General features: G+C 67.3%; 9 protein-coding genes. 6 read left to right on the forward strand and 3 right to left on the reverse strand.

What is annotated here, in order from left to right:
• Window positions 1–68 precede the first annotated feature (68 nt).
• Genes VF649_RS10535 through VF649_RS10545 form a run of 3 tightly spaced genes read left to right on the forward strand, consistent with a single transcriptional unit; the run spans window position 69 to window position 5537 of the window.
• Window positions 69–869, forward strand: a complete 801-nt coding sequence (locus VF649_RS10535; protein ID WP_331011910.1) for a hypothetical protein — start codon at window positions 69–71, stop codon at window positions 867–869.
• Window positions 751–2310, forward strand: coding sequence for a DNA polymerase Y family protein (locus VF649_RS10540; RefSeq protein WP_331011911.1), 1560 nt, complete (start codon window positions 751–753; stop codon window positions 2308–2310). The genes VF649_RS10535 and VF649_RS10540 overlap by 119 nt, the downstream gene beginning before the upstream one ends.
• Window positions 2307–5537, forward strand: coding sequence for an error-prone DNA polymerase (locus tag VF649_RS10545; protein WP_331011912.1), 3231 nt, complete (start codon window positions 2307–2309; stop codon window positions 5535–5537). Before VF649_RS10540 ends, VF649_RS10545 begins: the two co-directional genes overlap by 4 nt.
• A 73-nt stretch (window positions 5538–5610) precedes the next feature.
• Here the strand turns inward: VF649_RS10545 and VF649_RS10550 are convergent, their stop codons facing one another.
• A complete protein-coding gene (locus VF649_RS10550) occupies window positions 5611–7383 on the reverse strand; it encodes an ABC-F family ATP-binding cassette domain-containing protein (protein ID WP_331011913.1) in 1773 nt (590 codons plus the stop codon).
• A gap of 85 nt (window positions 7384–7468) precedes the next feature.
• Here VF649_RS10550 and VF649_RS10555 point away from each other — a divergent pair, with 85 nt between their 5' ends.
• From VF649_RS10555 to VF649_RS10565, 3 genes are all read left to right on the forward strand, one after another.
• Window positions 7469–7771, forward strand: coding sequence for a hypothetical protein (locus tag VF649_RS10555; protein WP_414713664.1), 303 nt, complete (start codon window positions 7469–7471; stop codon window positions 7769–7771).
• A 183-nt stretch (window positions 7772–7954) separates the two neighbouring features.
• A complete protein-coding gene (locus tag VF649_RS10560; protein WP_331011915.1) occupies window positions 7955–8620 on the forward strand; it encodes a response regulator transcription factor in 666 nt (221 codons plus the stop codon).
• 76 nt (window positions 8621–8696) lie between these two features.
• Window positions 8697–10061 (forward strand): ATP-binding protein, encoded by a 1365-nt coding sequence (locus VF649_RS10565; RefSeq protein WP_331011918.1) that lies wholly within the window; start codon window positions 8697–8699, stop codon window positions 10059–10061.
• A 3-nt stretch (window positions 10062–10064) separates the two neighbouring features.
• Here VF649_RS10565 and VF649_RS10570 read toward each other — a convergent pair whose 3' ends face one another.
• Together VF649_RS10570 and VF649_RS10575 are read right to left on the reverse strand one after the other, a co-directional pair.
• Complete coding sequence (locus VF649_RS10570; protein ID WP_331011916.1) at window positions 10065–10355, reverse strand: hypothetical protein; 291 nt, start codon at window positions 10353–10355, stop codon at window positions 10065–10067.
• A gap of 87 nt (window positions 10356–10442) precedes the next feature.
• On the reverse strand, window positions 10443–10590 hold a 148-nt coding region (locus VF649_RS10575), incomplete at its 5' end, for a chorismate mutase (protein WP_414713665.1).

A 10590-nucleotide genomic window follows, 5' to 3' on the forward strand; every position in this document is an offset into this window, starting at 1 on the left:
TCCTTCTTCAACACCCCCGTTTGACAAGCCGTGGCGGATGTTCCTACTAGAACATAACAGGAACAGATATGCCCGACTCAACCGATTCACTGCATGCGATACGCGACCGGCTTGCCTGGATCGAGGGACGGCGTGCGGATGTGGTGCGGTTCGGTGTCGGGCATGCGGGCGTGGATGGCGCGCTGGACGGCGGGTTGGTCCGGGGGCGGATGCATGAGGTGTGCGCGCAGGACGGAGAGACGGCGAATGCCGCGCTGGGCTTCGCGATCCTGCTGGCGACACGGGCCTGTGCGGCGGCGGGCCAGGCCATGCTGTGGTTGCGAACCGAGCAGGCGGAGGCGCGATCGGGCGGTTGTTATGCGCCGGGACTGTCCGAACTGGGGATCGATCCGGGTGCGGTGATGCTGGCGGTGGTGCGCGACGAGGTTGCGTTGCTGCAAGCGGCGCTGGATGCGGCGCGTTGTGCCGGGCTGGGGGCGGTGGTGCTGGAATGCTGGGGCACGCTGCGCGCGCTGGACCTGACGGCGACCCGGCGGCTGGTGCTGGCGACCGAGGCGTCGGGCGTGACGATGCTGCTGGTGCGGATCGGGGGCACCGCGTCGGTCAGTGCGGCCGATACGCGCTGGGGCGTGCGGGCGGCGCCGTCGATGGAGATGGCGGCGCAGGCGCCGGGCGCGCCGATGTTCGAGGTCGAATTGCTGCGGCGGCGCGCGGGTGCCGCCGGTGGCGTGTGGCGCATGGAGTGGAATCGTGACGAGCAAGCCTTCCGCGAACCGGCAGGGCCGGCGATATCTGGCGCTGTGGTTCGCGCTGCTGCCGGCGGAACGCTGGTTCATCCACCAGCCGCAGGATGGCGCCGGGCGGGATGATCCGCTGGCCTTCGTCGAGAAACGCGGCGGAGCAATCCGGCTGGTCGCGGTCGATGCGCGGGCGCGGGCGCTGGGGATGGCGCCCGGGCTGACGCTGGCGGATGCGCGAGCGCGCGTCCCGGAACTGGCGGTGGTCGATCAGGACAGCGCCGCGGACCAGGCGTGGCTGGAACGGCTGGCCGATGGCTGCCTGCGCTACACGCCACAGGTGGCGATCGACGCACCGGACGGGCTGACCCTGGACATCAGCGGGTGCGCGCATCTGTTTGGTGGCGAGGCGGCGCTGGCGGATGCGCTGGTCGAGCGGCTGGGGCGGCTGGGGATGAGCGCGCGTCATGCGATCGCAGCGACGCCGGATGCGGCGCGTGCGCTCGCCCGGTTCCAGACCGCGCCCGGCCAGGACGAGGCGGCGGCGGTCCGGCGTCTGCCGGTTGCGGCGCTGCAACTGGATACGGAGCGCACGACCGCGCTGATCCGTGCGGGGCTGAAGACGATCGGCGAGGTCGCGCGGCGCCCGATGGCGGGGATCGCCGCACGGTTCGGCAGCGATGCGGTGCAGGCGCTCCACCGCCTGACCGGGGATAGCGACAGCCCGATCGATCCGCACCGGATCACGCCCGCGATCCTGGTCGAGCGGCGCTTTCCCGAACCGATCGCGCAGGCCGATTATGCGCTTCGCATCGTGGAGGAATTGGCGGGGGAAGCGGCCGACGTGCTGGCACGGCGGGATCAGGGCGGACGGCGGTTCGAGGCGCTGTTCTTTCGCAGCGACGGGCTGGTGCAGCGGTTGCGGGTCGAAACCGGCATGGCGACGCGCGATCCGCCGGCGGTGATGCGGTTGTTCCGCGAACGGATCGCAGCGCTCAGCGACCCGATCGACCCCGGATTCGGATATGACCTGATCCGTCTGGCGGTGCCGGGGACCGAAGCGTTGGCGGCGACCCAGTTGAAGCTGGAGGGCGGGACGGTGGCGGAGGCCGAGATCGCCGCGCTGGTCGACCGACTGAGCACGCGGCTGGGCAAGGGCCGCATCCGCCGGTTCCGCCCGGTCGACAGCCATATTCCGGAACAGGCGCAACTGCTGTTTCCCGCGATCGAAGGCGGCGAAGCGGTCGCCTGGCCGATGCCGGAAACCGGAGAACCGCCAAGCCGGCCGCTGCACCTGTTCGATCCGCCGCACGCGATCGAGGCGATTGCGGAGGTGCCCGACGGACCGCCGCTGCGCTTCCGCTGGCGGCGATCGTTGCACGATATCACCCGCTATGAAGGGCCGGAGCGGATCGCGTCCGAATGGTGGCGCCGGCGCGACGGGCGCGGGCTGACGCGGGATTATTACCGGGTCGAGGATAGAGGCGGGCGGCGTTTCTGGATCTTCCGCCACGGCCTGTATGAAGGCGAGCGCGCGGCGCCGGGCTGGTATCTGCACGGGCTGTTCGCGTGACGGGCTTTGCCGAACTGGTGGCGGCGACCAATTATTCGTTCCTGCGGGGGGCGTCGCATCCGTCGGACATGATCGCGCAGGCGATCGCGCTGGGGCAGGCGGGGATTGGGATCGCCGATCGCAACACGGTGGCGGGCGTGGTGCGGGCGCATGTTGCGCTGCGCGATGCGCGGGCGGAGGCGATGGCCGCGATCGGCGAGGATATCGATTTCCGGCTGGTGGTGGGTGCGCGGCTGGCGTTCGCGGACGGGACGCCCGACATCGTCGCCTATCCCGCGACGCGGCGCGGCTGGGGGCAACTGACCCGGTTGCTGACGCTGGGCAATCGGCGGACGAAGAAGGGCGGATGCGAGCTGATGCTGGCCGACCTGATCGCGCATGACGCCGACCTGTTGCTGATCCTGTTGCCGGGGATGGGGCTGGGGCAGGAGTTGCCGCCGATCCTGGCTGAGCTGGCGCCGCTGTTCGCGAGGCGGGTGTGGCTGGGCGTCGACATGCCGCGCGGCGGGCGCGATCATCGCCGGCTGGCGGGGTTGCGGGCGGTGGCGGAGGCGGCCGGCATCCCGGTGCTGGCCACCTGCGATGCGCTGTATGCGTCGCGCGCGGAACGGCCGCTGCACGATATCGTCACCTGTATCCGCGAGGGCGTGACGATCCAGCAGGCCGGGCGCCGGCTGGCCGCCAATGCCGAACGCCACCTGAAAACGCCGGGCGAGATGGCACGGCTGTTCCGCGATTGCCCGCAGGCGGTGGCGGAGACGACCGCATTCCTGGCGCGGATCGATTTCACGCTGGATCAGCTGCGCTACGAATATCCGCACGAGCCGGTGCCATCGGGCTGGGATCCGCAGGACTGGCTGGAGCATCTGGTGCTGGAGGCGGCGCGGGCGCGCTATCCGGCAGGCATACCGGCGAAGCTGACCGGGTTGCTGGACGAGGAGTTCCGGCTGATCCGCGAGCGGGCCTATGCCTATTATTTCCTGACGGTGCATGACGTGGTGCGGTTCGCGCGGGCACAGGTGCCGCCGATCCTGTGCCAGGGCCGCGGATCGGCGGCGAATTCGGCGGTCTGTTTCCTGCTCGGCATCACCTCGGTCGATCCGATGCAATATGACCTGCTATTCTCGCGCTTCGTATCGAGCGAGCGCGACGAGCCGCCGGATATCGACGTCGATTTCGAACATGAGCGGCGCGAGGAGGTGATGCAGTATATCTATGCACGCTATGGCCGCGAGCGCGCCGGGATCGCCGCGACCGTGATCCATTACCGGCCGCGCAGTGCGGTGCGGCAGGTCGGCAAGGCGCTGGGGCTGAGCGAGGATGTGACCGCGCGGATCAGCAGCACGGTATGGGGCAGCTTTGCCAGCACGATCGAGGAGAAGCGGTTCGCGGAAACCGGGTTCAGCCTGGACACTCCGGCGATCGGGCGGCTGAAGCTGCTGGTTGACCAACTGCTGATGTTCCCGCGCCATCTGTCGCAGCATGTCGGCGGGTTCGTGTTGACGGAAGGCCGGCTGGACGAGCTGGTGCCGATCCACAATGGCGCGATGCCGGACCGGACCTTCATCGAATGGGACAAGGACGATATCGACGCACTGGGCCTGATGAAGGTCGACATCCTGGCGCTGGGCATGCTGACCTGCATCCGCAAAGCGTTCGCGCTGATGCGGCAACATGGGCTGGGCGATCATGAACTGGCGACGGTGCCGCCGGACGATCCCGCCGTCTACGCCATGCTGCAGAAGGGCGACAGCATCGGCGTGTTCCAGGTGGAGAGCCGCGCGCAGATCAACATGTTGCCGCGGCTGAAACCCAGGGAGTTCTACGATCTGGTGATCCAGGTCGCGATCGTGCGGCCGGGGCCGATCGAGGGCGACATGGTCCACCCCTATCTGCGCCGCCGCGCGGGCAAGGAGCGGGTGGAATATCCCTCTCCGCACCCGGACCATGGGCCGGCCGACGAACTGGTCCAGCTGCTCGGCAAGACCAGGGGTGTGCCGCTGTTCCAGGAGCAGGCGATGAAGCTGGCGATGGTGGCGGCGCGGTTCACGCCCGACGAAGCCAACCGGCTGCGCAAATCGATGGCGACGTTCCGCAAGGTCGGCGGGATGGACGATTTCGAGCGCAAGATGGTGGGGGGCATGACCGCGCGGGGGTATGATGCCGATTTCGCACGGCGCTGCTTCGAACAGATCAAGGGGTTCGGCAGCTATGGCTTTCCCGAAAGCCACGCGCTGTCGTTCGCGATCCTGGTCTACATCTCGTCCTGGATCAAATGCCATCATCCGGCGGTGTTCGCCTGTGCGCTGCTGAATGCGCAGCCGATGGGATTTTATGCGCCCGCGCAGATCGTGCGCGACGCGCGCGACCATGCGGTCGACGTGCGCCGGATCGATATCAATGCGAGCGCGTGGGACAATAGCCTGGAACCACAGGCCAGTGGCGGCCATGCGCTGCGGCTCGGCTTTCGCCAGATCAGCGGGTTCCGGGAGGAATGGGCGGAGCGGATCGTGGCGGCGCGGCCGTTCGCTACCATCGAGGCGCTGGCGCGGGGGGCGGCATTGCCGGCGCGGGCGCTGCGCCTGCTGGCGGATGCGGATGCGTGCCGGTCGATCGGGCAGGACCGGCGCAATGCGGCGTGGGAGGTGCGGCGCACGCCCGACGACCGGCTACCGCTGTTTGCGGCGGCCGATGCGCGCGAACTGGCCGACGAAGCCGATGCCGAATTGCCGGTCATGCCGCTGGTCGAGCATGTCACCGCGGATTACCAGCTGACGCGCTTGTCGCTGAAGGCGCATCCGATGGCGTTCCTGCGCGCGGGGCTGGCGTGCGAGCAGGTGCTGAGCGCGGCGCAGGCGGAGATGGCGCGAAACGGTGCGCGGGTGGCGATGGCGGGGATCGTGCTGATCCGCCAGCGGCCGGGCAAGGGCAATGCGATCTTCGTGACGCTGGAGGATGAGACCGGGATCATCAACGTGCTGATCTGGGCGCGTTTGTTCGAAACCTATCGCCGCGCGATCATGGCATCGCGGCTGATGCAGGTCGAAGGCGTGATCCAGCGCAGCCCGGAAGGCGTCGTCCACCTGATGGCATCGCGCGTGATCGACAGGACGCCGGCGCTGGACGGGTTGTCGGACACCGTGGAGAGCGGCGCCCGCATGATGCCGCAGAGCCACGTCCATCCGCGCGACGTGCGGATCCTGCCCCGGTCGCGGGATTTCCATTGAGATTCTTCATGCTTGCGATTTCGGGAGCCCGAACGACGGAACCCGGCGAACCAACCGGCCGCGGCAGGCGCCGTCAGCCCATCCCCTCCGCCATTTCGGCCAGTTCCAGCCAGCGGAGTTCGGCGGCGTCCTTGGCGGCGCGGGCCTTGGCGATCGCCTGCATCAGCGTGTCGAAGCGCTTCGGATCGCGGACATAGAGGTCGGGGTCGGCGAGCAGGACTTCGTCGCGGGCGATCTGCGCTTCCAGTTTCTCGATCTCCTTCGGCAGCAGGTCGAGGTCGCGCTGGTCCTTGTAGCTTAGTTTCCTGGCCGATTTCGGCGCTTCGGCGGCGGGTCTGGCGGCGGTCTTCTTCGCCTCGCGTTTCGGCGCGCGCTGGCGTTCCCAATCCTCATAGCCGCCGGCGACGATGTCGACATGGCCGCTGCCGTCGAGCCCCAGGGTGACGGTGACGGTGCGATCGAGGAAATCGCGGTCGTGGCTGACGATCAGGACGGTGCCGTCATAATCGGCGATCACTTCCTGCAACAGATCGAGCGTTTCGAGGTCGAGATCGTTGGTCGGCTCGTCGAGCACCAGCAGGTTCGAGCGGCGCGCGAATTCGCGGGCGAGCAGGAGTCGCGAGCGTTCGCCGCCGGAAAGGGTGGCGACGCGTGCCTCGGTCATCGACGGATCGAACAGGAACTCCTTGAGATAGCCGTGAATATGCTTGCGGACCCCCTGCACCTCGATCCAGTCGCCGCCATCAGCCAGCACGTCGCGGACGCGCTTGTCCGGCGCCATCAGGCTGCGCTGCTGGTCGATGATGACGGCGTCGAGCGTCTTGGCGAGCTTCACCCGGCCTTCGTCGGGCGCGACCTCCCCGGTCAGCAGCTTGAGCAGCGTCGACTTGCCGGCGCCGTTCGCCCCGACCAGGCCAATGCGATCGCCGCGCGTGACGCGGAAACTGAAATCCTGGATCACTGCGCGGTCGCCGTAGCGTTTGGTGACATGCTCGGCATCGATCACGGTCTTCGTCCGGACATCATCGGTGCCGATCGTGAGCCGCGCCGTGCCCTGCGGCCCCAGCATCGCCTTGCGGGTGGCGCGCATCTCGACCAGCTTGGTCAGCCGGCCCTGGTTGCGACGGCGGCGGGCGGTGACGCCCCGCAGCATCCAATGTTCCTCGATCTTCAGCTTCGCATCCAGCCGTTCGGCGTTGCGCTGTTCCTCGTCATGGACGCGTTCGGTCCACGCTTCGAACCCGCCGAAGCCGATTTCCGCGCGGCGGATGCCGCCGCGGTCCAGCCACAAGGTCTGTTTCGTGAGGCGGGTGAGGAAGGTGCGATCATGGCTGATCGCGACGAACGCGCCGGTGAAGCGGTTGAGCCATTGTTCAAGCCAGTCGATCGCGGCAATATCGAGATGGTTGGTCGGCTCGTCCAGCAGCAGCACGTCGGGATCCATGGCGAGCGCGCGGGCGATGGCGGCGCGGCGGCGCTCCCCCCCGGACGCGGTGGCGGCATCGCGGTCGAGATCGATGCCGATCTGATCGGCGATCGCCTCGACATCATGCACCGCGGGTGCGTCCGCGCCCGACAGCGCATAGTCGCGCAGTGTCGCGCAGCCGGCCATGTCCGGTTCCTGCTCCAGCAGGATCACGCGGCTGCCGGGAACGATGGTGCGGCGGCCCGCGTCGGAATCGATGCGGCCGGCGAGCAATTTCAGCAGCGTCGTCTTGCCCGCGCCGTTGCGGCCGATCAGCGCGAGCCGGTCGCGCGGACCGATATAGATGTCGAGGTTGCGGAACAGCCAGCCATGTCCTTGGACCAGGCCGAGATCTTCATAGGCGAGAATGGGTGCGGACATCGTGCAACAATCACCGACAATAGGAAGGGCATGGCCTATTCACGGCCTGTTCAATGCGCCGGCCCTATGCCACGTCATCATGAATATGAAGATGTTTCTCCCGATCGCCATGCTGGCGGCCTGTATGGTCGCGCCGCCGGCCGGCGCGCAGACGCGCCGCTACAGCGATCAGGACGCGGCGTCGGAGGCGCGGCGGAGCGGGCAGATCCGGTCGCTGCGCGAGATCGAGGACCGCGTGGTGCCGCGGATGGTGGGGGCACGCTATCTGGGCCCGGAATTCGATCCGGGAACATCGGTCTATCGCCTGAAGTTCATGCGCGGCGGTGCGGTGATCTGGGTGGATGTCGACGGGCGCACCGGGGCGGTGATCGGGCGTTCGGGGGAGTAGAGCGTTCGCGTCCCGGTTCGTTCGGGTGGCCGGGATTGCGGCAGCAGGCCGCCCGCGTCGCATCGGTCATGAACGGAAAGCGGGTGCGACGCGCGTTCGACCCGCGAGCGGCTTCAGCCTGCCGACTTGATCTTGCCCGCGCTTTGGTGTGGAGCGGGTACCGAGAAAAGATGGAGAGCCGACATGCGGGTATTGATCGTCGAGGACGAACCCAATCTGGGGCGGCAGTTACGGGCGACCCTGGAAGGGGCCGGCTATGCCGTCGATCTGGCGACGGACGGCGAGGACGGGCATTTCCTGGGCGCGTCCGAAAGCTATGATGCGGTGGTGCTCGACCTCGGCCTGCCGGGTGTCGACGGGCTGACGGTGCTCGATCGCTGGCGGAAGGAGGGGAAGGATTTCCCGGTCCTGGTGTTGACGGCGCGCGACAGCTGGTCCGACAAGGTCGCCGGGTTGGATGCGGGTGCGGACGATTATCTGGCCAAGCCGTTCCAGACCGAGGAACTGATCGCGCGCCTGCGTGCGCTGATCCGGCGGGCGTCGGGTAACGCGTCGTCGGAATTGACCGCCGGCGACGTGCGGCTGGATACGCGCAGCGGCAAGGTGACGCTGGCGGGTGAGCCGGTGAAGATGACCGCGCAGGAATATAAGCTGCTGAGCTACCTGCTGCATCACAAGGGCAAGGTGGTGAGCCGGACCGAATTGATCGAGCATATCTATGACCAGGATTTCGATCGCGATTCGAACACGATCGAAGTGTTCGTGACCCGGATCCGCAAGAAACTGGGTCCCGATGTGATCACCACCATCCGCGGGCTGGGATACAGCCTGGAAGATACGGATGCCTGAACGGCCCGACACCGCGCGCGACACGGTGTGGCGCGGGGTCGGCAGCTGGATCGCGATCCTGCTGGGGCGGCAGGCGATGGTCGACAATCATGTCGTCGATCCGCGGCGGGCGACCGGATCGCTGACGCGGCGGATGATCGGGGTGGCGGCGCTGTGGATCGTCGTGCTGCTGCTGGGCGGCGGGATTGCGCTCGATCGCCTGCTGGGATCCGCGATCACGCGGACCTTCGACAACCAGCTGGAATATGTGTTGAATGCGATGATCACCTCGTCCGAGATCGATCCGGCGGGAGAGGTGCATTTCAACCGGCCGCTGGCCGACCAGCGCTTCCTGGATCCCAACAGCGGGCTGTATTGGCAGGTCTCGGCGCCGGGCGTGGAGCCGTTTCCGTCGCGATCCTTGTGGGACCGGCAGTTGCGGATTCCGAAGCATGTCGATGTGAACGCCATCCACACCTATGACAGCCACGAATTTCCCGACGACACGCTGCGCATCGTGGAGCGCAACGTCACCCTGCCGGGATCGACCGCGCTGTGGCGGTTCCAGGTAGCGCAGACCCGCACCGGACTGGACGATCAGATCGCGGTATTGCGCAAGACGATCATCCGCGCGTTCGTCATCCTGGGGCTGGGCCTGATCATCATGGCGGCGTTGCAGGCGACGTTCGGGTTGTGGCCGCTGCGGCGGGTGCGGCGATCGATCGCGCAGGTGCGGACCGGTGAGATCGCGCGGATCGATGACCGGCTGCCGATCGAAATCGCGCCGATGGTCGAGGAATTGAACGACCTGCTGGCGCACAATGAACGGCAGGCGGAGGAGGCGCGGCGGCACGCCGGCAATCTGGCGCACGCGTTGAAGACGCCGTTGACGGTGATCATGAACGAAGCGACCGCCGGGTCGTCCGACCTGGTGGCGACGGTGATCCGCGAGGCGCGCACGATGCGGCGGCAGGTGGATCATCACCTGGCACGCGCACGCGCCGTCGGGCGGCGCGGATCGGCCCAGAGCCGTGCCGATGTCTGGATCGCATTGAAGGCGGTCGAACGCGCGGTCAGCCGGCTGTACCGCCACGTCACGATCGACCTGGCTGGCGACAAGCAGGCGGTGGCGCATGTCGAGCATCAGGACCTGGAGGAAATGCTGGGCAACCTGATCGAGAATGCCGCCAAATATGGTCAGGGTCGGGTGTTCGTGACGGTGGTGCGCGAGGCCGGCTTCGTCGAGGTCATCGTCGAGGATGACGGACCCGGCATCCCGGAGGCGGAGCGCACGCTGTTGTTCGAACGCGGCGCGCGGCTGGATACGGGAAAGCCGGGCACCGGGCTGGGCCTGGCGATCGTGCGCGACGTGGTCGAAATCTACGAAGGCACGATTGCACTGGAGGAAAGCGAAGATCTGGGCGGATTGCTGGTCCGCCTGCGCTTGCCGGCCGCGGTGTGAGGATCAGTTGCCGTTGACCAGACCGGCGTTATCCTGAACGAGTCGCCGTGCGCTGTCATTTTCACCGCGAATGCGCATGGCCCACTGCGCGGAAGTCATGCAGCGCCGCGTGCGTTTCACCAGCGATCCGGTTTCGATGGACGTTCGGCAGATGACCTTGTCGGCGGATTTGCCGGTCCGATCCGCCGATGTGGCCTCGTCGATCTTCGCCTGCCGTGACGAAGACTGAGCGGTCGCCCCCGTCGCGCTGGCCACGGCCGCGAGTGTCAACAACAGCGTATATGCAGGTTTCATTGTCCGATATCCCCAAGATCAGGATGCTAGAATGTCATAGCGGATGTCGCGCCGCAATATGCCGTGAACCCACATCATCCGTTGATTTCATCTGGCGATTTCCCGCACGCGTTCATGGTGTCGGATGACTTCGTTGATGATGAAGCGGAGGAAGGCTTCGGAGAAGTCTGGATCGAGGTTTGCGTTTGCGGCGAGGGATCGGAGTCGTTCGATCTGTCGGGTTTCGCGTGTGGGG

This window comes from Sphingomonas sp. (genome assembly GCF_036387535.1).
GTDB lineage: Bacteria > Pseudomonadota > Alphaproteobacteria > Sphingomonadales > Sphingomonadaceae > Sphingomonas_R.

Bases quoted from the DNA above. Each gene is read 5' to 3' on its own strand.
- VF649_RS10565 (WP_331011918.1), top strand. From the start codon at position 8,697: ATGGTCGACAATCATGTCGTCGATCCGCGGCGGGCGACCGGATCGCTG.
- VF649_RS10535 (WP_331011910.1), top strand. From the start codon at position 69: ATGCCCGACTCAACCGATTCACTGCATGCGATACGCGACCGGCTTGCC.
- VF649_RS10555 (WP_414713664.1), top strand. From the start codon at position 7,469: ATGAAGATGTTTCTCCCGATCGCCATGCTGGCGGCCTGTATGGTCGCG.
- VF649_RS10560 (WP_331011915.1), top strand. From the start codon at position 7,955: ATGCGGGTATTGATCGTCGAGGACGAACCCAATCTGGGGCGGCAGTTA.
- VF649_RS10570 (WP_331011916.1), bottom strand. From the start codon at position 10,355: ATGAAACCTGCATATACGCTGTTGTTGACACTCGCGGCCGTGGCCAGC.
- VF649_RS10550 (WP_331011913.1), bottom strand. From the start codon at position 7,383: ATGTCCGCACCCATTCTCGCCTATGAAGATCTCGGCCTGGTCCAAGGA.